Annotated in this window: 20 protein-coding genes, 1 tRNA gene and 1 riboswitch; of the genes, 10 read left to right on the top strand and 11 right to left on the bottom strand. The window is 66.1% G+C overall.

All coding sequences use genetic code 11. The features are described 5' to 3' along the window. Positions 1-6: 6 nt before the first annotated feature. On the bottom strand, positions 7-1,287 hold the full coding sequence (locus NGK62_RS23825; protein WP_059374215.1) for an LLM class flavin-dependent oxidoreductase: 1,281 nt from the start codon (positions 1,285-1,287) through the stop codon (positions 7-9). A 174-nt stretch (positions 1,288-1,461) separates the two neighbouring features. Continuing rightward, a riboswitch (TPP riboswitch) is annotated at positions 1,462-1,568 on the top strand. A gap of 102 nt (positions 1,569-1,670) precedes the next feature. On the opposite strand from NGK62_RS23825, the gene NGK62_RS23820 reads away from it, so the two are divergent. Continuing rightward, positions 1,671-3,122, top strand: a complete 1,452-nt coding sequence (locus NGK62_RS23820) for a sodium:solute symporter family protein (RefSeq protein WP_059374216.1) — start codon at positions 1,671-1,673, stop codon at positions 3,120-3,122. A gap of 47 nt (positions 3,123-3,169) precedes the next feature. On the opposite strand, the gene NGK62_RS23815 is transcribed toward NGK62_RS23820, so the two are convergent. Genes NGK62_RS23815 through NGK62_RS23805 form a run of 3 tightly spaced genes read right to left on the bottom strand, consistent with a single transcriptional unit; the run spans position 3,170 to position 7,053 of the window. Then, positions 3,170-4,681, bottom strand: coding sequence for an AMP-binding protein (locus tag NGK62_RS23815; protein WP_251880636.1), 1,512 nt, complete (start codon positions 4,679-4,681; stop codon positions 3,170-3,172). Next, positions 4,678-5,892, bottom strand: a complete 1,215-nt coding sequence (locus tag NGK62_RS23810) for a thiolase family protein (RefSeq protein WP_251880635.1) — start codon at positions 5,890-5,892, stop codon at positions 4,678-4,680. Before NGK62_RS23810 ends, NGK62_RS23815 begins: the two co-directional genes overlap by 4 nt. Before the next feature lie 27 nt (positions 5,893-5,919). Next, positions 5,920-7,053 (bottom strand): ABC transporter substrate-binding protein, encoded by a 1,134-nt coding sequence (locus tag NGK62_RS23805; protein WP_251880634.1) that lies wholly within the window; start codon positions 7,051-7,053, stop codon positions 5,920-5,922. Between the two features lie 122 nt (positions 7,054-7,175). Here NGK62_RS23805 and NGK62_RS23800 point away from each other — a divergent pair, with 122 nt between their 5' ends. Together NGK62_RS23800 and NGK62_RS23795 are read left to right on the top strand one after the other, a co-directional pair. Continuing rightward, positions 7,176-8,132 carry a LysR substrate-binding domain-containing protein gene (locus tag NGK62_RS23800; RefSeq protein ID WP_059374220.1) on the top strand — a complete coding sequence of 319 codons (957 nt, stop codon included), beginning with the start codon at positions 7,176-7,178 and terminating at the stop codon, positions 8,130-8,132. Between the two features lie 160 nt (positions 8,133-8,292). Next, positions 8,293-9,006, top strand: coding sequence for an autoinducer binding domain-containing protein (locus NGK62_RS23795; RefSeq protein WP_059374221.1), 714 nt, complete (start codon positions 8,293-8,295; stop codon positions 9,004-9,006). 134 nt (positions 9,007-9,140) lie between these two features. Here NGK62_RS23795 and NGK62_RS23790 read toward each other — a convergent pair. Both NGK62_RS23790 and xth read right to left on the bottom strand, forming a co-directional pair. Next, positions 9,141-9,216, bottom strand: a tRNA-Ala gene (locus tag NGK62_RS23790). Positions 9,217-9,282: 66 nt separating this feature from the next. Then, on the bottom strand, positions 9,283-10,065 hold the full coding sequence (gene xth, locus NGK62_RS23785) for an exodeoxyribonuclease III (protein ID WP_059374222.1): 783 nt from the start codon (positions 10,063-10,065) through the stop codon (positions 9,283-9,285). Between the two features lie 349 nt (positions 10,066-10,414). Between xth and NGK62_RS23780 the strand changes: the two genes are divergently transcribed. The 5 genes from NGK62_RS23780 (at position 10,415) to NGK62_RS23760 (ending at position 12,444) form a co-directional block, all read left to right on the top strand. Further along, positions 10,415-10,936 carry a sigma-70 family RNA polymerase sigma factor gene (locus tag NGK62_RS23780; protein ID WP_118933020.1) on the top strand — a complete coding sequence of 174 codons (522 nt, stop codon included), beginning with the start codon at positions 10,415-10,417 and terminating at the stop codon, positions 10,934-10,936. A gap of 151 nt (positions 10,937-11,087) precedes the next feature. Next, positions 11,088-11,336: a FecR/PupR family sigma factor regulator gene (locus tag NGK62_RS23775; protein WP_251880633.1), complete on the top strand. Its 249-nt coding sequence runs from the start codon at positions 11,088-11,090 to the stop codon at positions 11,334-11,336. 118 nt (positions 11,337-11,454) lie between these two features. Next, positions 11,455-11,760: an MbtH family NRPS accessory protein gene (locus NGK62_RS32445; protein WP_502803073.1), complete on the top strand. Its 306-nt coding sequence runs from the start codon at positions 11,455-11,457 to the stop codon at positions 11,758-11,760. A gap of 202 nt (positions 11,761-11,962) precedes the next feature. Further along, positions 11,963-12,229, top strand: a complete 267-nt coding sequence (locus NGK62_RS23765) for a hypothetical protein (RefSeq protein WP_251880632.1) — start codon at positions 11,963-11,965, stop codon at positions 12,227-12,229. Continuing rightward, positions 12,226-12,444, top strand: coding sequence for a hypothetical protein (locus tag NGK62_RS23760; RefSeq protein ID WP_059374274.1), 219 nt, complete (start codon positions 12,226-12,228; stop codon positions 12,442-12,444). Before NGK62_RS23765 ends, NGK62_RS23760 begins: the two co-directional genes overlap by 4 nt. A gap of 41 nt (positions 12,445-12,485) precedes the next feature. Here NGK62_RS23760 and NGK62_RS23755 read toward each other — a convergent pair whose 3' ends face one another. Both NGK62_RS23755 and NGK62_RS23750 read right to left on the bottom strand, forming a co-directional pair. Further along, positions 12,486-13,271 carry a 3-oxoacyl-ACP reductase gene (locus tag NGK62_RS23755; protein ID WP_059374275.1) on the bottom strand — a complete coding sequence of 262 codons (786 nt, stop codon included), beginning with the start codon at positions 13,269-13,271 and terminating at the stop codon, positions 12,486-12,488. Positions 13,272-13,289: 18 nt separating this feature from the next. Further along, positions 13,290-14,093, bottom strand: a complete 804-nt coding sequence (locus tag NGK62_RS23750) for a FadR/GntR family transcriptional regulator (protein ID WP_054456557.1) — start codon at positions 14,091-14,093, stop codon at positions 13,290-13,292. Positions 14,094-14,338: 245 nt separating this feature from the next. On the opposite strand from NGK62_RS23750, the gene NGK62_RS23745 reads away from it, so the two are divergent. Both NGK62_RS23745 and NGK62_RS23740 read left to right on the top strand, forming a co-directional pair. Then, positions 14,339-15,775: an aldehyde dehydrogenase family protein gene (locus tag NGK62_RS23745; RefSeq protein ID WP_251880945.1), complete on the top strand. Its 1,437-nt coding sequence runs from the start codon at positions 14,339-14,341 to the stop codon at positions 15,773-15,775. A gap of 90 nt (positions 15,776-15,865) precedes the next feature. Beyond that, a complete protein-coding gene (locus tag NGK62_RS23740) occupies positions 15,866-16,570 on the top strand; it encodes a riboflavin synthase (RefSeq protein WP_059374277.1) in 705 nt (234 codons plus the stop codon). Between the two features lie 33 nt (positions 16,571-16,603). Here NGK62_RS23740 and NGK62_RS23735 read toward each other — a convergent pair whose 3' ends face one another. The 3 genes from NGK62_RS23735 to NGK62_RS23725 all read right to left on the bottom strand — a co-directional run bounded on the left by NGK62_RS23735 (position 16,604) and on the right by NGK62_RS23725 (position 20,008). Beyond that, positions 16,604-17,125: a 2'-5' RNA ligase family protein gene (locus NGK62_RS23735; RefSeq protein ID WP_118933022.1), complete on the bottom strand. Its 522-nt coding sequence runs from the start codon at positions 17,123-17,125 to the stop codon at positions 16,604-16,606. 64 nt (positions 17,126-17,189) lie between these two features. Then, positions 17,190-18,683, bottom strand: coding sequence for a M81 family metallopeptidase (locus tag NGK62_RS23730; protein ID WP_118933023.1), 1,494 nt, complete (start codon positions 18,681-18,683; stop codon positions 17,190-17,192). 23 nt (positions 18,684-18,706) lie between these two features. Then, positions 18,707-20,008, bottom strand: coding sequence for an MFS transporter (locus NGK62_RS23725; protein ID WP_118933024.1), 1,302 nt, complete (start codon positions 20,006-20,008; stop codon positions 18,707-18,709). Positions 20,009-20,020 lie beyond the last annotated feature (12 nt).

Genomic DNA, 20,020 nt, shown 5'->3' with positions numbered 1-20,020 from the left:
GCCGGCCTATCGGGATCCCAGTCCCAGGTGCCCGCGCAGCGTGCTGTGTTGGTACTCGGTGCGGAACAAGCCCCGGCGTTGCAGCACCGGAATCACGTGCTCGACGAAATCATCGATCCCCCCGGGCAGGGAAGGCGGCATCAGATTGAAGCCATCTGCGCCTTCGTTGCGGTACCAATGCTCCATCCGGTCGGCGATCTGTTCGGGCGTGCCCACCATGGTGCAGTGGCCGCCGCCGGCCGCCAGCCGTCCGAGCAACTGGCGCACGGTGGGCTTTTCGGTTTCGATGATGCGCAGGATGGTCGCGTAGCGGCCCTTGGGGCCGGTGAATTCCGCCAGGGGCGGCAGAGCCGGCACGGGCGCGTCCAGCTCCCAGGCGGAGCAGTCCTGCAGCACGAACATGCCCAGCTGTCGCAGCGAAGCGTCGCTGGGCAGCAACACGTCGAGCTCGCGCTGCTTGGCCCGGGCCTCGGCCTCGGTCGAACCCACGTAGGTGACCAGGCCCGGCATGATCGGCACGAAATCCTGGCGTCCCGCGGCCAGCACGCGCCGCTTGATGTCGCGGTAGTAGGCTTGGGCAGCGGGCAGGTCGTAGGCGACGGCGTAGATCGCTTCGGCGCGCCGGGCGGCCAGATCGCGCCCCTGGTCCGAGGCGCCGGCCTGGAACAGCACCGGGCGGCCTTGCGGCGGACGCGGCACCGTCAGGGGGCCATCCACCAGGAAATGCTCGCCGTGATGGCCGATCTTGTGCACGCGCGCGGGCACGCCGTAGTCGCCGGCGCGGTCGATGGCCAGGGCATCCGCGTCCCACGAGTCAAACAGCTTCAAGGCGACGTCGACGAATTCCTCGGCGCGCGCATAGCGCCAGTCATGCCCCGGCATGGACTCGTAGCCATGATTGCGCGCTTCCGCGTCGAACATGGACGTAACCACGTTCCAGCCCATCCGACCGCCCGAAATATGGTCCAGCGAGGCCACCATGCGGGCCGCGTGAAAGGGCGTGAAGAAGGTGCTGGAGACCGTGCTGATCAGGCCGATGCGGGAGGTGGCGCGCGCGATCGCGGCCATGGCGGTCAGCGGTTCCAGGTGCCAGCGGGGGCCGTCGCCGATGTTGTCGACCGATTGCCCATCGGCAAAGAAGATGGCGTCCAGCTTGCCGCGTTCGGCGGTGCGCGCCAGTTCTTCGTAATAGGCGATGTCGCCCAGCCGCTCGGCGGCCGAGTCCGGATGGCGCCAGGCGGCGCGGTGATGGCCGCAGCCGAAAATGAACAGGTTCAGATGCAGCATGGCGATCCGGCCCGGACAGGGGCGGTAAAAGGCGCGATAGGCATGGTCAGGCTCTACGATTGCAGCGGCGGACAGGAAAACGGCCGCCGCACGCGGGCGAACTTAGCACAAAAGCCGCTGGCGGGCGTCCGCGCCCGGCGCGTTGACATTGGCGTGCCGCTCTCCTAATCTTGCGGCAATTCCTGGGGGAGCCCTGCAAGGGCTGAGATTCCGCGACATCGCGGTAACCCTTTGAACCTGATCCGGGTAATGCCGGCGAAGGGAAGGACATCGCGCAGTCCGCGCGCCCTCCCTAGACTTTCATTCATCTTGCGGCCTGCGTACCAGCGGGGCCGCCGCGTTGCGCGTCCGGCTGCCCGCCGGCAGCGGGAGGACCGAAACCCATGTTGACCCAATCCACCGCCCTGATGTGGCTGCTGCTGTTTTCGGGCGGCTTTGCCGTGGCCAGCGTGCTGTACACGCGCCGCAAGCGCGGCACGCTGGAGGACTACATCGTCGCCCGCAACAGCCAGGGCGCCTTCGGCACCATCCTGACGCTGATGGCTTCGACCCTGGGCGCGTGGATCCTGTTCTCGCCCGCGCAGGCTGCCACCTGGGGCGGCCTGGCGGCGGTGATCGGCTACGCGCTGGGATCGATGTCGCCGCGCCTGGTCATGATTCCGCTGGGACGGCGCATGCGCGAACTGATTCCCCACGGACACACCCTGACGGAGTTCCTGATGGCGCGCTACGGCCGGCCCATGTACGGCCTGGCGCTGTTCATCATGCTGTTTTATCTCTTCATTGCCCTGTCGGCCGAAGTCACGGCGATCGCCAAGCTGGTCACCATGCTGGCGCCCGTGCCGCTGTGGGCCACCGCCGCCATCGTGATGGGCACCACCTTGCTCTACACCACCTACGGCGGCCTGCGCTCGTCGATCTTCACCGACCAGGTGCAGATGATGGTGATCGTGCCCCTGCTGGTGATTCTGTGCGTGGTCGGCTGGCAGGCCGCGGGCGGCGCCATGCCCACCATCGAAGCGCTGCAGGCCAAGGCGCCGCAGCTGCTGGACCTGACCGATCCGGTGGGCATCAAGGCGGGGCTGACCTTTTTCGTCGCCATCCTGCTGACGGGGATTTTCCACCAGGGCAACTGGCAGCGCATCTATGCCGCCCGCGATGCCCGCTCCATGCGCAACGGCTTCCTGCTGGGCGGCCTGCTGGTCGCGCCCTTCATCTTCCTCATGGGACTGTTCGGCCTGGCCTTCGTCGGCCTGGCGCCCCAGGGCGACAGCTCCATCGCGCTCTTCAGCGTCATCATGCCGCATGCGCCGGCGTGGTTCGTGATCGCGTTGATTCCCTTGGGGCTGTCGCTGGTCATGAGCACCGCCGACACGGCGATCAGCGCCGTCTCCAGCATCATCGCGGTCGACATGCGCCGCCTGATGCCCAACGCCAGTTCCATGACCATGAAGCGCCTGGCGCGCTGGCTGGTGCTGTTGATGGCCATTCCGGTCATGATCGTGGCCTCGCAGGGCTACAGCGTGCTGTACCTGTTCCTGCTGGCCGACCTGCTGTGCTCCGCCGCCGCCTTTCCGGTGTTCTATGGATTGTTCAGCCGCAAGCACGACGGCCTCACCGCCACTGTCGCGACCCTCTCCGGCTTGGCGGCGGGCCTGTTCTACTTCCCGGCGCCGGGCGACAAGCCCTCGTTCCTGCTGGAGTCCTTCCTGCTGGCGGCGGTGGTGCCGGTGGTGACGACGGTGCTGATGCGATGCCTGCTGCGCGGCCGCAAGGAGTTCGATTTCTCGACCCTGAGCGCGGCGGTGCGCAGGCTGGATCGGGACCCGGCGTGAGCAGCGGGCCGGCCGCGTGACGCCCCTGCCGGGGCGCCGCGCAGCCTTTATGGCGCGCGCAGCGCCTTCTTGTCCACCTTGTTGGCGCCCGTGTAGGGCAGGGCGTCGAGTATGCAGACTACCGCCGGCACCTTGTAGCGCGCCAGGTTCGACTGGCAGTGCGCGATCAGCCCGGCTTCGTCGATTACCGCGCCCGGCCGCAGGACGACGAAGGCGCGGATGACCTCGCCGCGATAGCTGTCCGGCCAACCCACCGCGGCGGCTTCGGCCACGTCCGGATGCAGGTACAGCACCTCGTCGATCTCGCGCGGGTAGACGTTGTAGCCACCGGAAATCACCAGATCCTTTTTACGGTCGCGGATGTACAGGAAACCGTCCTCCGCGAACTCGCCGATATCGCCCGTATAGAGCCAGCCGTCGCGCAGGGTTTCAGCGGTGGCGTCCGGCCTGGCCAGATAGCCTTGCATGATCTGCGGCCCACGCGCGCGGATTTCGCCGCGCTGGCCGGGCGGCAGCACGACCGTGCCTGATTCCAGGTCGACCACCTGCACCTCGGTGCCGGCCACGGGCGTGCCGACCGAACCATGGCGGGCGCCGGCCGGGCCGTTGTAGGTGAGGATGGGGCCCGCTTCAGTCTGGCCGTAGCCCTCGTAGATCGGCGCGCCTACCGCAGCTTCCCAGCGCCGGTGCACTTCTTCGGCCAGCGGGGCGGATCCGGAATAGCAGACGCGCACGCTGGACCAGTCGGTGGCCGCGAAGCGCGGGTGCGACAGCAAGCCGGTGTAGATGGTGGGGCTGCCGGGAAACAACGTAATGCGCTCGCGCTCTACGGTGTCGCAGACGTCGTCGGGCCGGTAACGCGGCAGCACCACCAGCGTGGCCGCGGCGCTGGCGGCCAGGAACAGGCCCATGGCCATGCCGTAGGAATGGAACAGCGGCATGGCGCAAAGCACGCTGTCGGCGCCGTAGCGGGTGGGCAGGGCCAATTCCCGCTGCAGCACATTGGTGGCGATGGCGTCGCGTCCGAGGATCACGCCCTTGGGGTGTCCGGTCGTGCCGCCGGTGTATTGGAGCAAGGCCGGCGCCTGGGCGTCGGCATCGTCCAGCGGCGTATCGTCCAGGCCTGGCTCCGGCTTCAGCCACTCACGGGCCTCGTCTTCGGCGACCAACGGGATGCCCAGCGCCGCGGCCAGCGACGCCGCGACGGCCGCCGATGCCGCGTCCGCAATCAGCAGAGCGGGCTGCGCGTCGCGCAGGATGAACTCCAGTTCGCGCGCGGTATACAGCGGATTGAGCGGCACATGCTGGTTGCCGGAGCACTGCAGCGCCAGCGTCACCACGCAGGCCAGGTCCGAATTGCCCAGCAGCGTTGCGATGCGCGCGCCGCAAGGCGCGTGGACGCGTAGATGGCGGGCCGTCGCCCAGACTTCGGCGGCGTAGCGCCGGTAATCGACGCGACGTGTGCCGCAAACCAGGGCCGTGCGTTCGGGCCAGTCGCGCGCCGCGCGGGCCAGCACGGCGGGAATACGCAGGACGCCTTCAAGGCTGGATTGGCTCATCGTGCCGCTCCGCCAGCGTCCACGCGCAAGACCACGGCCATCGCGCTGTCGCCGGCCGCGCAGCCCGTGAACAGGCCCAGGCCGCCGCCACGCTCGGCCAGTTCTTCGATGAGCTCGATGACGGACCGAAGGCCGGTCGGGCTTTGGGGATGGCCCCACACCAGCGAGCAGCCATAGTTGTTCATGGCCATGACGTCGAACCCCGTGGCGCGCGCCAGCGCAATGTCCGAGACCACGAAGGGGTTGTGCGTCTTCACCGCATGCAGGTCGGACACGGCCAGGTTGGCGCGTTGCAGCGCGTGGCCGGCGGCTTCGATCGGCGCCTGCGGCATATAGCCCTTTTCGGTGCGCGACTGGCCGAAGCCCAGAATCTCGACGCCGATCTCGGGGCGGCGCGACAACTCACGCGCACGCGCGGCGGTTGCCAGAACCATGCCCGCGTTGCCGTCGGCCGGATGCGTCTGCCCGCCATAGGTGATGGTGCCGCCGGGCAGCACGGGCGCCAGGCGCGCCAGACCCGCTTCTGTGGTGGCATGGATGCCTTCGTCGCCTTCCAGCACCGATGCGATTTTGGCGTAGCGCGGGTCGGGCACCTCGAAGGGCAGCGTCATGTAACGCTGTTGGAACCGGCGGCCGCCGGCGCAGGCCTGCGCGTACTGCTCGTAGCGGCGCAGCGTGACGGCATTCTGTTCGTCCGTGGAGATGCCATGGCGCTCGGCCACGCGCTCGCCGGTCTGCAGCATGGACAGGCCGCTCCAGGGATCGTGCGAAAAATTGTCCAACACCCAGTTTTCATGCGCGCCGGAGCCGCCGGGGCCGGCGGGATCGGGATGGTAGAGCTGCGGGCCGTTGGACACGCGGTCGGCCATGAGGACCAGCGAGGTTTCGGCGTTGCCGAGCATGAGTTCGGCCGCGGCCGCGGCCAGGCCCCGCACCGAGGTGGCGCAAGCCTGCGAGACCACCGGCCCCGCCAGATGGGGCGCGCCCAGCATGCCGGCCACCCAGGGCAGGCCGTAGAACGAGCCCTGCTGCGGCACCGAGCAGCCCAGCACCGCGCTTTGCAGCGCCGCGGGCGAGATGCCGCGGCGCTCCAGTTCACGGCTGGCGGTCCAGGCCGCGAAACGCAGGCTGTGCAGGCGCGACAGGCTGCCCTGCCAGCGCGAGAATGGGGTGCTCCAATACACGCCATAGGGAATGTGTACGCCGGTCATGCGGACTCCTGTTGCAAGAAGGGCGGCTTACGGCAGGAACTGCCAGGCGCCCGAACGGGCCTGCATCAGCACGACGCCGCGCTCGTCCAGACCGTTGTGGTTGGTGGGCGACATCATGTAGATGCCCTGGGTGCCGACGGTGCCCTGCAGGCTTTCCAGGGCGTCGCGCAGCGCCTGGCGGAAGGCGGGGGTGCCGGGCTGGGTGCCCGCGGGAATCTTGGCCACGGCCGCGTCCAGCAACAGATAGGCGTCGTAGGTGTAAGGCGCGAAGGCGTTGCGCGAATCGGCGCCGTAGGTCGATTCATACTGCTGGGCGTAGCGCGTGGCGACCGGCTTGATCGGGCTGTCCGCGGGCAGCTGTTCCACCACCTGCACCGGGCCGCTGGGCACGATGACGCCATCCACGCCCTTGCCGCCCAGCTTCAGGAAATCCTTGTTGATCACGCCATGCGTGTTGTACTGGACGCCCTGATAGCCGCGTTCGCGCAGCGACAGATGGGGCAGGGCGCCCGGCGTGCCCGAGCCGCCGACCAACACCGCGCCGGGGTTGAGAGCGACAATCTTCAGCACCTGCGCCGTGACCGAGTTGTCGGTGCGCGCGTAGCGTTCGTTGCTGAGCACCGTGATGCCGCGCTTGACGGCCGATTCCTGCAACGCGCGGTAGACGGCGTCGCCCCAGGCGTCCGAGAAGCCGATGTAGGCCACGCTCTTCACGCCGCGCTTGGCCATGTCGGCGGTCAGCGAGTCCACCATCAGGTCTATGCCATGGGCCACCACGAAGATCCATTCGGCGCGGTCGGGGCTGACCGTGATGGGCGCCAACGAGAGCTGCGGCGTGCGCGCTTCGCGGGCGACTTCCGTGACCGCCATCGAGGTCGGCACATTGCTCGGGCCGATGATGGCGTCCACCTTGTTCTCGGTGATCAGCTTGCGCGCCGTCCTGACCGCGGACGACGGATCGGTCGCATCGTCCAGCGCGATGTACTCCACCGGTTGGCCGCCCAGCGTCTTGGGCAGGAGCGGCACGGTGCTGCGGTATAGCGACCCCATGGAGGCTCCGGGGCCGGTGCTGCTGGCGATCACGCCGATGCGGATGTCGGCGGACGCGGCGGCGGGCGCCAGGGCGCAGGCCAGCGCCAGCGCGGCAAGACGATGAAACATGGCTATTCCCCTTTTTTTGGATATCACCCGGTTAGCGGGATGACCCTAGTATGGGCGTGTTGGCGATAACTGGATAATTGCGATTCCTTATCAATCGATAACCAACTTGCCGGGCGTATTCCATGCCGGACATCCCCCCTTTGCAGCAGCTGCGGTCGCGCCTGCGCATCCGCCACCTGGTCTTGCTGGACGAGCTGGGACGGGTCGGCAATCTGCACCGGGCAGCCGAAGCGATGCACCTCAGCCAGCCCGCGCTGAGCAAGCTGCTGGGCGAGGCCGAAGCGCTGGCCGGTCAGCCCTTGTTCGAGCGTTCGCATCACGGCGTCGCGCCGACCGCGCTGGGTTTGCTGATGATCGACCGCGCCCGCCTGCTGCTGAACGAACTCGACGCGACGCACGCCGAACTCGCCGCCGCTGCCAACGGCGCAAGCGGCAAGGTGAGGGCGGGCATTTTCCCGGTGGTGGCGCATCTGCTCGTGCCCCTGGCGGCGCAACGCCTGCAGGAGACGCATCCGGCGCTGCGCATCGAGCTGTCCGAAGGCCTGGAAAAGCAGTTGTTGCCCGCCTTGCGCGCAGGCGAGCTGGACTGCGTGGTGGGACGGCTCGGGGTGGAGGGGGCGGACGCCGACCTGCAATGCGAGATTCTTTACGACGAGGCCACCGCCGTGGTCTGCGGCCCGGCCCATCCGCTGGCCTCGCGCAGCCGGTTGAGCGGCGCGGCGCTGGACAAATGCCGCTGGGTGCTGCCGTCGCGCAACGCGGCGCTCTACAGCATGGTCGCCGCCGCCGTGTCGGCGCGCGGCGCGGGCTTCCCGCAGGTTGCCATCGAATCCAGCGCCATTCTGACGATCGTCTCGCTATTGCAGCGGACCTCGCTGCTGTCGGCCATTCCGCTGCGTGTGGCTCGTGCTCTGGCGGCCAACGGGCAACTGGCCATCCTGCCGCTGGCCTTGCAGGCGCGGCTGCACCCCGTGGGCATCATGACGCGGCGGGACGTGCGCACTGCGGCTGCGGCATCGTTGTTCCTGGATGCGTTGCGAGACGCCGCGACGACGATGCGCGTCGATGCAAACGTTTGAATATCGCCTGTCAATAAATAAAAAATGAACAAGTAATTATATTTGTTTAAATTTTGAAATATTTCAGGAGTTTAACTATATTGTGACTGCGGCGTTATTGATTTTCAGCCGTGCGATTTTCAAATGATGGCGATGCAAATGCACGAGGGTGGAATTCGGAATGAAGCCGTGGGCACAAGACCTTTTATTGGCGACTAATAGCGCGACCACTGAGCAAGCCGTTTTCACGGAGGTGGCCACCGCTGCATTGAATCTGGGGTTTTCTTATTGCGGGTATGTGGTGGGGGCGGCCTTGCCGTTTACCAATCCCCAGGTCGTCATGATCAGCAATTATCCAATCTCCTGGCAGGAGCGTTACGCGCAGGCGCGTTACGTGGAGATCGACCCCACCGTAAAGCACTGCGGCCAGTCCGCGATACCCATCGTCTGGTCGGACAGGGTGTTTGCGGGAACGCCTGAGCTTTGGGACGAGGCGCAGGCGGCGGGCCTTTGTGTGGGGTGGTCTCAGTCGAACCTGGACGCTTACGGAACCGGGGGGATGCTGACGCTGGCCAGACAGAAGGAGCAACTCTCCGACGAGGAACTGATTAGCAAGGAATTGCGCATGCGATGGCTGGTGACCGCTGCGCACCTGGCATTGAGCAGGGTCACGCTGCCGCGATTCAAATTGGCGCCGGATACTCCATTGACGCGTCGCGAGACCGAAATTCTAAAATGGGCGGCGGACGGAAAGACCAGCAGCGACGTGTCCGAAATACTGGCGATTGCCGAGTCGACGGTCAGATTTCACACGAAGAACGCCATTTCCAAGCTCGGCGCCCGAAATCGGACTGCAGCCGTGGCGCGCGCCGCGCTGCTCGGACTCTTGCGATAGGTGGGCGGCGCATTGGCGGCCCGCCGATCTCCGCATGCTGCGGGATCGAGATTCCGCAGGCGCCGGAACCCGGCGCATAAAGCAAAACAGGGCACCACATCGCTAAATGTAGTGCCCTGTCTTGGCGGGAATTTTGGTGGAGCGGAGGAGGATCGAACTCCCGACCTTCGCATTGCGAACGCGACGCTCTCCCAGCTGAGCTACCGCCCCAATGAAGCAAGACCAAGACTATACAGGAATGTTCTTGGCCTGCGCAATATGCCGTCGTGCAAAAAATCAGGCGAATTCCAAGGTTGCCACCACGGGGGCGTGATCGGACGGTTGCTCGTTGCGGCGCGGCTCCTTGTCGATGACGCAGGCGGTGCAGCGTTTGACCAGCGGCGCGGACAGAAGGACGTGATCAATGCGCAGGCCGGCATTGCGGCGGAACGCGAACTGGCGGTAGTCCCACCAGCTGAAGGATTTCTCCGGCTGCTCGAAAAGGCGGAAGGAATCCGCCAGTCCCAGGTCGATCAGGGCGCCGAAGGCCTTGCGCTCCGGCTCGGACACCAGCACCTGGCCTTCCCATTTCTCGGGGTTATGCACGTCTTCGTCGGCTGGCGCGACGTTGTAGTCGCCCAGCACCGCCAGCCGCGGATACTGCTTGATCTCGTCGGCCAGCCAGGCGCGCATGGCTTCGAACCAGTCCAGTTTGTAGGCGTACTTGTCCGAACCCACCGCCTGGCCGTTGGGGCAGTAGGCGCAGACGACGCGTACGTCGCCTTCGGCGCTGGGAAAGGTCAGCGCCAGGACGCGCTGCTGCGGATCCTCATAGCCGGGAATGTTGCGCACCATGGACGTGCCGGGCACGCGCGAAATGATGGCGACGCCGTTATAGGTTTTCTGGCCGGCCCAGACGGCGCGGTAGCCGGCCTCGGTGAAGGCGGCTTCGGGGAACTTGTCGTCCGTGAGCTTGAGTTCCTGGATGCACAGCACGTCGACGGGATTGGCTGCCAGCCAGTCCAGCACCTGCGGCAGGCGCACATTCAGGGAGTTCACGTTCCAGGTGGCTAATTTCATGATTTTCGTAGACCGTTCATTCATGCGGCTTGCGGCGGCGTCGCCCGCCACGATCCCGGTTCCAGTTGATCTTCTGGCCATGCATCCGGGGCGTGGTCGGCGGTCGCCGGGGACAGACGCAGATGATACCGTGGCTGCGCCGCCCGGGCCCGCGGCCTGTCCGCGCTGAAGCTGACTCTCAGGCTTTCAGGGCGCCATGCAGTAGCTAGCTTGAGGCCCTATAAAAAGAGCTGGGTTGGGCGAACAAAGGGGGCGCGGCGTTAGATATTCGATCTTCCATTAATAATAATTTTTCTCAATAGATTGAGTTATTTCAAGTCACCATAGATCTGTGCGCGGAGGCACTTCGATGTCCATGGGTTCGCAGGGAGCGGGGCTTGGAGACGTTTTCATTGCACATCGGGCGCAGCTGCGTCGCATCGCGCAAAGAATCGTCGGCACGCCGGAGATCGCGGATGAAGTGACGCAAGACGCCTACCTGAAGCTCATTGAAGGGGCATGCGCGCGCGACGTCAGCGAACCTTTTGGTTACTGCTGCCAGGTGGTCCGTAATCTGGCGTTGGACCATTGCCGCCGTCAGGCCGTCGAATCCACGTATCGCATTTATACGGACGATGGGGAATTGCCGCAGGTCGCTGGCGGCTGCGTGCCGGAGCGTCGCTTCCAGGAGCGGCAGGTGATCGATGCCATCGACCAGATCCTCGGCACCTTGCCGCCCAGGACGCGGCGCGCCTTCGAACTCTATAGGCTCGGCGGTTTGACGCAACGTGAGGTGGCGCGGCAAATGGGCTGCTCGGCCACGCTTGTGAACTTTATGCTCCGGGATGCCACTGAGGCCGTCGCCAGCTGCCGCGATTTGTTGGAGGTCTGAGTCCGCAGGCATCGGGCTGCGCAGTTGCGCCTTGGGCTTGGTTGGCGCAAGCATGCGGTTCGGACGGTATGCCGCCGCCCAAAGAAGTTATCGTGGATAGCCTTTTCCTATACCATAGCGCCGACTAGCCATTCAGGCCCGACGGTAGCCAATGGGCGATGACATCGATTCGAAGCAAGACCCGGTCTGGGATGCTGCCTGGTCCTGGGTGCTGCGCCAGCACGAGCACGATAGCTTCGACGCAAACGCTGAAGCCGAGTTGGTGCAATGGCTTGCCGTCGATGCGGCCCATCGTCAGGCCTACGACAAGGCCGGCCGCCTGTGGTTGATGGTGGGCTTGGTTCCTCCCGCGAACGATATCGATATCCCCGGCGCCGAGGAGCGCGGCGGCAAGGCCTAGTTTTCAGGCTTGTTCTCGCCACGTTTGCAGCCATCGACGCCATGCCGCTGTGCGCGGTTTGCATCTCCTTCCCCCTGCACGCTCGATCAGCGCCGCATCCGCAAGGATGCGCTTGCACATGTTCGCGCGCTGCTTGACCGGCGGCTGGCGCGCTGTCGACGGCGTCAAGGGAGACAAGAAAACCGTTCTCGATTATGTCGAGAAGACTTGGACCGACATGCGGCCGCTGTCGCTGCGCACGTGGATGGACGAACAATCTGCGGCGATGCAAGCCGGCCATAGCATGGCAAGCCACGACGAGCGCTATTTCCATCTGGCCGACCGCCTGATACGGATGGAGAACGGTCAGATCACGGCGATCGAGACATCGGTTGGAGGGGATCTGGCGAAGTTGGCGCCCGCCGAGCTGGTTGCCGTGCAATGAGAGGCTGTCGTTCCTCGGCGTCGCCCAGATAGTTTATGTGTGAATTTTTATTTCCACCCTGAGTGGATGGCGCAGCCTGGGATGGCTCGCTCCAGGCCGCGGCCGGGGAAGTACACAAAATGTTCTATTTTTTGCGGTTTTCTAATGCCTGAGAATTGACGCGGCGTCTACGCTCCCTACAGTTTCCTGAACGGAGAGGAGTATGAAGCCCCTTGATTTGGATCAGGTTCCTCCTGGCGTGGCCGGAGTTCCCGGCATCCCCATCGTCGGCTGGCTGTTGGACGGGCCGCAGCCCGAGTTCACCGATATCGTCAGCGTTGCCCGCCAATGGATGGCGGACGGGCAGCGCGTGTCCGAAGTGGTGCGGGCCCAGGACTGCCGGGGAGCGCCCGCGACGGGGCCTGGGCTCATCCTGATGCGCGCCTGCGGCCTCGCGGGAAAGCGCTCGGGCGCGGAGAGAAAACAATGAAAACCGGAGTGATCAGGCTCAACGGGCATCAGCTCGAATATGAACTCAGGCCGCTGGCGGCGCAGCAAGGCTACGAAGCCTGGGTACGCACAGCGCCAGGCCGCGAATGGACGCGGATAGGCGTGGGCGATTCCGCCTTCGTGAGCGAGGATGCCGCGCTCAAGGGCATCAAGTACGCCGCAGTGGAAATCAGCGCGCGACGGCTGCAGGCCTAGGGTTTGCCGGCCCATGGCGCGTCAGGCCGTCGCGTCTTGCATCAGCCTTTTACCAGCCCGCCGTCGACGATCAGGTTCTGTCCCGTCACCGCGCGCGACCAGGGGCTGGCGAAGAACAGCACGGCGTCGGCGAATTGCTCGGGCGTGGTGACTTCGCGCAGCGGCGTGCCCGCGGCAATCATGTCGAAGACCGCGTCCGGCGTGGCCGCCGAGGCGTCGGTGGTGCGCAGCAAGCCGCCCGAAACCATATTGACGGTAATGCCATCGGCCCCCAATTCATGCGACAAGGTGCGGGTGAAAGCCAGCAGCGCGGCCTTGGCCGCGGTGTAGTCGTGGTACGGCACCACCGGGTTCTGGACCAGGTTGGTGCCGACGTTGATGATGCGTCCGCCGCCAGCTGTCCGCATGCCGGGCAGGGCTGCCTGCGTGGTGTTGAGCGCGGCGCGCACGCTGCCTTCCAGCTGCGCGTTCATCTGCGTCCAGTCCAGCGCGCCGGCATGCGGACGGGCGTCGCCGTTGAACTGGAAGGCCGGCAGGGCGTTGTTGACGACCGTGGCAACGGGCTGGCCGAAATGCTTGGCGGCCTGCGCGAACATGGCGGCGACGGCGGCCGGGTCGCGCACGTCGGCCTGCAGCGCGATGGCGCGGTCCGGCGCGCTGGCGGCCAGCGCCTGCGCGCGTTCGGCGCTGTTCAGATAGTTGACGACGACCTTGGCGCCTTCGCGCAGGAAGGCGCGGGCGATGGCGGCGCCCAGGCCGCGGCTGGCGCCGGTGACGACGACGAGTTGCTGGTTCAGGTCCAGGGAGGGGCGTTGCTGCGATGACATGTCGTTAAGGCTTCCTGCTCAGTGTTCCGAGCCGCTGTTCAGCATGCGGCTGCGGGCTTTTTCAATATGGGCGCGCATGACGTTGCGTGCGCCTTCGGCGTCCTGTTCCTGGATCAGCCGGTAAATGTGGCGGTGTTCCTCGATGGCGGCGCGGGTGCGCTTCCAGGGTTCGCTGTGGACCAGGTGGCGCATGACGTTTACGGCGTGGCTGACGTCGTACTCCAGGGACTTCAGCACCTGCACGAAGCGCTGGTTGCTGGTGGCCGCGGCGATGGCGCGGTGGAATCCGTAATCGTGATGGTGGGCGATGGCGCCGGAAGCGTCGGCTTCTTCGTAGCCGGTCAGCATGCGGTCCATTTCGCGCAGGTCTTCGTCGGTGCGGCGCAAGGCGGCCAGGTAGGCGCATTCGGGCTCGATCACCATGCGCAGTTCCAGGCCTTCCAGGATGTGGCCAACGCGGCGCGCCGGGTCCACCGCGGGCATGCCGCCCATCAGGTCGGGCTTTGCGCGCACGTAGGTGCCCGAGCCGCGGATGGAGTCCACCAGCTGGTCTTCGCGCAGCCGATCCAGCGCCTGCCTGACCACTGGCCGCGATACCTCGAACAGCGCGGCCAGCTCCAGTTCCGTCGGCAGCTTGTTGCCGGGCGCGATCTTGCCGGTGGCAATGGCATAGAACAGGCTTTCGTAGACGCGCTCCGCAAAGCGCTCGGCGCGCACGTAGCCCAGGCCCGAGGCCACTTCCGCCAGCACGTCCAATTCCGGCCGGGGGCGGTCCACGGCTTGCAGCAGCGATTCCAGCTGTGGATCCCGCACATTGCTCATCGTCATTCCTACATGCATTGCCGGGCTTGTCAGTCACCATGACAAATCCGGGGTGGCGTTAAGCCGCTGAATTATTAGGGATTACCCGAGGTGATCAGGAAATATCCTGACTCTTGGGACAAAAGCTGTCAATTCAATTGACAAGTTGCGGGCCGCTCCCGTACCTTGACCCGAAACCAAAACGCAATCCGCGCGCGACGCCATATCCCCGCAACCGGCCGTCCGGCCGCTACTTTACTCCGCACATCGTGACTCAGAAGAACTTTATCGCCAACCAATGGGTGGCAGCCGCCACCGGTGAAACCATTCCCGTCCTGAACCCGTCCGATGGCAAGCCCTTCGAGGCGATCGCGCGCTCGGGCGCCGCGGACGTGGATCGCGCGGTGACCGCGGCGCGCGAGGCTTTCGAAGGGGAGTGGGGCCAGATGGCGCCCGCCGCGCGCAGCCGCCTGCTGATGCGCATCGCCTTCGTGCTGCTGGACCGCCAGGAAGAACTGGCACAGCTGGAATCGGCCGACACCGGCAAGCCCATCAAGCAGGCGCGCGCCGATGCCGCCGCCGTGGCGCGCTACTTCGAGTTCTATGCCGGCGCGGTCGACAAGCTGCATGGCGAGACCATTCCCTACACCCCGGGCTTCACCGTGCTGACGGTGCGCGAAGCGCACGGCGTCACCGGCCACATCGTGCCCTGGAACTACCCGCTGCAGATCTTCGGCCGCAGCGTGGGCGCGGCTCTGGCCGCCGGCAACGCCTGCGTGGTCAAGCCGGCGGAAGACGCCTGCCTGTCGCTCCTGAAGCTGGCGGAGATCGCCGCCGAAGTCGGCCTGCCGGCCGGCGCGCTGAACATCTGCACGGGTTATGGCCATGAAGCCGGCGCGGCGCTGTCCGCCCACCCCGGCATCGACCATATCTCGTTCACCGGTTCGCCGCAGACGGGCAAGATGGTGGCGCATGCCGCCGCCGAGAACCATGTGCCGGTCACGCTGGAACTGGGCGGCAAGTCGCCCCAGATCGTGTTCGACGACGCCGACCTGGACGCCGCCATGCCGGTGCTGCTGGCGGCCATCATCCAGAACGCGGGCCAGACCTGCTCGGCCGGCAGCCGCGTGCTGATCCAGCGCGGCGTGTACGAAACGGTGCTCAAGCGCCTGTCCGACGCGTTTTCGGCCACCGTCACCGGTCCGGCCGCGGCCGACCTGGACGTGGGTCCGCTGATCAACGCGCGCCAGCAGGACCGCGTGCGCGGCTTCCTGGCTGAAGCCGAGGCCGAAGGCATGAAGGTCGCCGCCCGCGGCAAGTTGAAGGAAGGCACGCCCGAGGCCGGTTTCTACCAGCCGCCCGTACTGTTCCGCGACGTGCCGCCCAACAGCCGCCTGGCGCAGGAAGAAGTCTTCGGTCCGGTGCTGGCCGCCATGGTGTTCGACACCGAGGAAGAGGCGCTGGAAATCGCCAATGGCACGCTGTACGGCCTGGTGGCCGGCGTCTGGACCCGCGACGGCGGCCGCCAGCTGCGCCTGGCGCGCAAGCTGCGCGCCGGTCAGGTGTTCATCAACAATTACGGCGCCGGCGGCGGCGTGGAGCTGCCCTTCGGCGGTTCGCGCCAATCGGGCTACGGCCGCGAGAAGGGCTTTGAAGCGCTGTACGGCTTCACCACCCTGAAGACGATCGCCATCCGCCACTGATCCTGGCTTGCGGGCAGTCCGGCCCCTGGCAAAATATCGGTTAACGTTGATGTTTTGCTTCAGGGGCCCGGCCCCGCATTCAGGATCCGTATGTTCACCGGTATTGTTCAAGGCACCGCGAAGATCGCCAAGATCGCGGATCGCGAAGGCCTGCGCACTTTCACGCTGGATTTCCCCCCTGGTTTTTGCGTGGACCTGGCCATCGGCGCCAGCGTGTCCACGGATGGCGTCTGCCTGACCGTCACGGAAATCCTGTCCGAGAACCAGGCGACTTTCGACGTCATGCTGCAAAGCCTGGCCATCACCACCCTGGGCAGCTACCAGGAGGGCGACCGCGCCAACGTCGAGCGGGCCGCCAAGGATGGCGCCGAGATCGGCGGCCATCCTTTGTCCGGGCACGTGGACTTCACCTCTGAAGTGGTGATGGTGAAGTCGTCCGACACCAACCGTCTGATGCGCTTCAGCATCCCCGAGGCTTTCCGCAAGTATGTCTTCGCCAAGGGCTATATCGCCATCAACGGCGCCAGCCTGACCGTATCGGAAGTCAATCGCGCCGAGGGCTGGTTCGAGGTCTGGCTGATTCCGGAAACCCGTCGCATGACGGTGTTCGAGGACAAGCAGGTGGGCGATTTCGTCAACATCGAAATCGAACGCAGCACCCAGGTGGTGGTCGATACCGTGCGCGAAACCGTGCAAGAAAGCCTGGGCAGGCTGCAGCCGCTGCTGGAAGCCATCCTGAAGGAAAAGGGCCTGACGCTGGAAGACTTCGTCAGTCCGCAGGGCAAGCTGAAGTAGTGAGCGGGGGCGGGGCAGGCCGCGCCTGGCCCCTCAGCCGGAAAGCCGGGCCGAAGTCAGATCGGTCAGCACGCCATTTTCCAGGACGGCCATCGTCAACCTGTCGACCGTGCCGCGGATTTCGAGTCCGTTGCGGTTGAGTTCGTCGCACAGCGATTTCATCAGTGCGCGATTGGTGGACGACCCCATGGTGATGTGCGGCACATAAGGAATGTCCAGGCGCAAGGTCGGCGCCAGCACCTGGCGGTACAGGGCGTCATGCAGGCGCGACAGCTGGCTGTGGCCTTCATCGGGAACCAGGTACGCATAAGCGTGCGCGGGGTCGGCGCCCAGCATTGCGTAGCGGCATACGAAGTCTATCGGGCCGTGCAGGCCGGCGACTTCTTCGAGGTGCTGCTGGTAGGCCTGTTCGTCGATGCCCGCGCAGCCGAATGCCATGGTGAAGTGCGCTTGCACCAGCGGATGCTGGCCGTCATGCTGGCGTCGGCACTCCTCGATGAACGCGGAGTCCGGCGCGCTGAGGCGCGGATAGGCGAGCGTGTGGAGCTTTTTCATGCCTCCAGTCTGCCACTGCGTCGCGCGAAAGCAAACCCCGCCGGCTGGCGGCGGGGTGGGGGGCTCAGTCAGAGAACGGCTTGCCTTGCGGACGCACGCGGATGCCGGGCTGCAGCCGGGTCCAGGGCAGGTCGGCCGGGTCGGCCTGCATCGGGCCGGGCGCCTTGGCCACCAGCACTTCGTGGGCGATGGGCTGGAAGTCCGCACGGAAGTGCACGGAACTCTTCACCACCAGTATCGCCATCTCCTCGGGCTGCACGCCGCCGACGCGGAACAGGTTGCGGTCCAGCATCTGCGACTTGGTGGCGCTGACCACCACCCGCACGCCGCCGATCCGCAGGCCGGCCACGGCTTCCAGGTCGACGTCCATGCCGTTCATCATCGGTCCGTCAAAGCGCAGCTTGCCGGGCGACAGGGTTTCGACCACGAATTCGCCTTCGAAAGCCGAATCGCCTGCCACGCCGGATTGGCCGCCCAGGCTCAGCCGGACCTTGCCGCCGACGCCGGCCGCCGTGGCCTGGCGCACCGCCTCGGGGTCGTAGAACAGTCCCAGCGCCGCATTCTGGGCGTCGGCCTGAACCAGCGCACGCAGCATGCCGGTGGTGTTGGCGTCGCCGCCCGCGCCCGGATTGTCCTGCGTGTCGGCGATGACCACCGGGCGCGACGCGCCCGCCGCCAGGGCCTGCGCACGGCGCACGGCCTCGGACGGTTCGAGGAAGTCGGGCGACCATTGCGGCTCCAGTTCCAGCACGCGCTGGTACAGGGTTTCGGTCACGCTTTCGACGGCTGCCGCATCGGTGCCGTAGGCCCAGATCACCGGGCCGCACTCGGGGAAGTCGGCCGCCGGAAAACCCGGCGCGAACGAGATGGAGGTCACGCCGGGCGTCCGCTCCAGGCGTTCCAGCAGCTCGTACACGCCTTGCGAGGGCTGCAGCATCGTGCACATGCCGTTGATGGGAATCAGGAAGGGCAGGCGGCGCTCGCTGCGGTGCCAGTTGCCGCCGGCCGCGATGCGGGCCAGCAGCAGGCGCGCCGCGTGCACGCCGGTATCCGCCATGTCCACGTGCGGGTAGGTGCGGAACGCGGCCAGGCCGTCGGCTTCATGCAGCATCTGCGCGGTCACGTTGGCGTGCAGGTCCAGGCTGGCGACTACCGGCACCGTCGGGCCGACGATCTGGCGCATGCGTGCCAGCAGTTCGCCTTCGCCGTCATCGAGGTGCTCGGCCACCATGGCGCCGTGCAGGTCCAGATAGACGGCGTCATAGGCGCCCTTGCGGGCGGCGTCCAGGATTTCGCCGGCGATCCGTTCGTAGGCGTCGCGCGTCACGTGCGCGGACGGGCTGGCGCCGGCCCAGATCACGGTTTCCATGGTGTGGCCCTGCGCGGTCATCGCGTTGATGAAGCCGCCGGCGGGGATGTTGACCTCGCGCAGCGCCAGCATGTCCTTGCCGCGCACCATGGCGGGGAAGCCTTCGCCGCGCACGAAGTTGTCGTAGGCGGCGAGCGACGGCGCGAAGGTGTTGGTTTCGTGCTGGAAGCCAGCAACCAGAATATGCATGATCGTTTCCTGTGAGTTGGACTTCAGGCGCGGGCGGGCGCGGAACGGGGCGGACGGTTCACCAGCAGGAGCAGGGCGCCTGCCACCAGCAAGGCGGAAATCACGTACAGGCCGCCAGCCAGCGTGCCGGTGGCTTCCTTGGACCAGCCGATGATGGACGGGCTAAGGAAGCCGCCGAGCAGGCCGATGCTGTTGATGAGGGCGATGCCGCCGGCTGCTGCCTCTCCTTTGAGGTACTGCGAAGGAATCGCCCAGAATACCGTGTACGAGGCCCACATGAAGCCCGTGGCGAGCGTGATGGCCGTCAGGGATAGCGCGAATTGCGTCGGCGCGGCGGTGGCGATGCAGAGCGACACGCCGGCCAGCAGGGCGGGCACCAGGGTGTGCCAGCGCCGTTCCTGCATGCGGTCCGAGCTGCGCGCGAACCACAGCATGAAGGCGGCCGCCGCGATGTACGGAACGGCGGAATAAAGGCCGATTTCCATAGTGTCCTGCACGCCGGCCAGCTTGAGCAGCGTGGGCAGCCAGAAGCTGACGGCATAGATGCCGCAGATCAGGCAGAAGTACGTCAACGCCATGCGGTAGATGGCGGGATCGCGCAGCACCTGCTTGAAGGCATGCTTCTGCTGCGCGCCGCGGGTTTCCAGGTCGGCGGCCAGCAGCGCCTTTTCGTCGGCGCTGAGCCATTTGGCCTCGGCGGGTTTGTCGTCCAGGTAGCGGTAGGCGATCACGCCCAGCAGCACGCAGGGCAGGCCTTCCAGCAGGAACATCCATTGCCAGCCGTCCAGGCCGTGCGCGCCCGAGAACGCGGTCATGATCCAGGCGGATACCGGACCGCCGACGATGCCGCCGATGGGGCCGGCCAGCATCACCACCGCCATGACGCCGGCCATGCGCGACTGCGAATACCAGTAGGTCAGGTAGAAGATCATGCCGGGCGCGAAGCCGGCTTCGAACACGCCCAGCATGAAGCGCAGGATGTAGAAGCTCCATTCGCCCTGCACGAACAGCATCGAGGCGGAGGTCAGGCCCCACAGCACCATGATGCGGCTGATCGTGCGGCGCGCGCCGATGCGGGTCAGCAACAGGTTGCTGGGCACTTCGAAGATGACGTAGCCCAGGAAGAAGATGCCGGCGCCCAGGCCGTAGACGGCGTCGGAGATGCCGATGTCCTGTTGCATCTGCAGCTTGGCGAAGCCGATGTTGATGCGGTCCAGGTAGGCAAAGACGTAACAGAGCAGCAAGAAGGGCAGCAGGCGCCACGTGATCTTGCGATAGAGCGGGGCCAGGCGCGGGTCCGCGCCCGGCGTGGTCGGATGGGGCATTGCATGTCTCCT

The sequence above is a fragment of the Achromobacter sp. Marseille-Q4954 genome (assembly GCF_943737025.1).
In the GTDB taxonomy this organism is placed as follows: domain Bacteria; phylum Pseudomonadota; class Gammaproteobacteria; order Burkholderiales; family Burkholderiaceae_B; genus Achromobacter; species Achromobacter bronchisepticus_A.
The sequence above is the reverse complement of the archived record's forward strand: the minus strand, read 5'-3'. Positions and strand labels throughout refer to the sequence as shown.

Coding starts and splice junctions, on each gene's coding strand:
- NGK62_RS23805 (WP_251880634.1), bottom strand. CDS start 7,053: ATGTTTCATCGTCTTGCCGCGCTGGCGCTGGCCTGCGCCCTGGCGCCC.
- NGK62_RS23725 (WP_118933024.1), bottom strand. CDS start 20,008: ATGCCCCATCCGACCACGCCGGGCGCGGACCCGCGCCTGGCCCCGCTC.
- NGK62_RS23755 (WP_059374275.1), bottom strand. CDS start 13,271: ATGTCATCGCAGCAACGCCCCTCCCTGGACCTGAACCAGCAACTCGTC.
- NGK62_RS23740 (WP_059374277.1), top strand. CDS start 15,866: ATGTTCACCGGTATTGTTCAAGGCACCGCGAAGATCGCCAAGATCGCG.
- NGK62_RS23760 (WP_059374274.1), top strand. CDS start 12,226: ATGAAAACCGGAGTGATCAGGCTCAACGGGCATCAGCTCGAATATGAA.
- NGK62_RS23730 (WP_118933023.1), bottom strand. CDS start 18,683: ATGCATATTCTGGTTGCTGGCTTCCAGCACGAAACCAACACCTTCGCG.
- NGK62_RS23735 (WP_118933022.1), bottom strand. CDS start 17,125: ATGAAAAAGCTCCACACGCTCGCCTATCCGCGCCTCAGCGCGCCGGAC.
- NGK62_RS23795 (WP_059374221.1), top strand. CDS start 8,293: ATGAAGCCGTGGGCACAAGACCTTTTATTGGCGACTAATAGCGCGACC.
- NGK62_RS23820 (WP_059374216.1), top strand. CDS start 1,671: ATGTTGACCCAATCCACCGCCCTGATGTGGCTGCTGCTGTTTTCGGGC.
- NGK62_RS23810 (WP_251880635.1), bottom strand. CDS start 5,892: ATGACCGGCGTACACATTCCCTATGGCGTGTATTGGAGCACCCCATTC.
- NGK62_RS32445 (WP_502803073.1), top strand. CDS start 11,455: ATGTTCGCGCGCTGCTTGACCGGCGGCTGGCGCGCTGTCGACGGCGTC.
- NGK62_RS23775 (WP_251880633.1), top strand. CDS start 11,088: ATGGGCGATGACATCGATTCGAAGCAAGACCCGGTCTGGGATGCTGCC.
- NGK62_RS23825 (WP_059374215.1), bottom strand. CDS start 1,287: ATGCTGCATCTGAACCTGTTCATTTTCGGCTGCGGCCATCACCGCGCC.
- xth (WP_059374222.1), bottom strand. CDS start 10,065: ATGAAATTAGCCACCTGGAACGTGAACTCCCTGAATGTGCGCCTGCCG.
- NGK62_RS23815 (WP_251880636.1), bottom strand. CDS start 4,681: ATGAGCCAATCCAGCCTTGAAGGCGTCCTGCGTATTCCCGCCGTGCTG.
- NGK62_RS23765 (WP_251880632.1), top strand. CDS start 11,963: ATGAAGCCCCTTGATTTGGATCAGGTTCCTCCTGGCGTGGCCGGAGTT.
- NGK62_RS23800 (WP_059374220.1), top strand. CDS start 7,176: ATGCCGGACATCCCCCCTTTGCAGCAGCTGCGGTCGCGCCTGCGCATC.
- NGK62_RS23750 (WP_054456557.1), bottom strand. CDS start 14,093: ATGAGCAATGTGCGGGATCCACAGCTGGAATCGCTGCTGCAAGCCGTG.
- NGK62_RS23780 (WP_118933020.1), top strand. CDS start 10,415: ATGTCCATGGGTTCGCAGGGAGCGGGGCTTGGAGACGTTTTCATTGCA.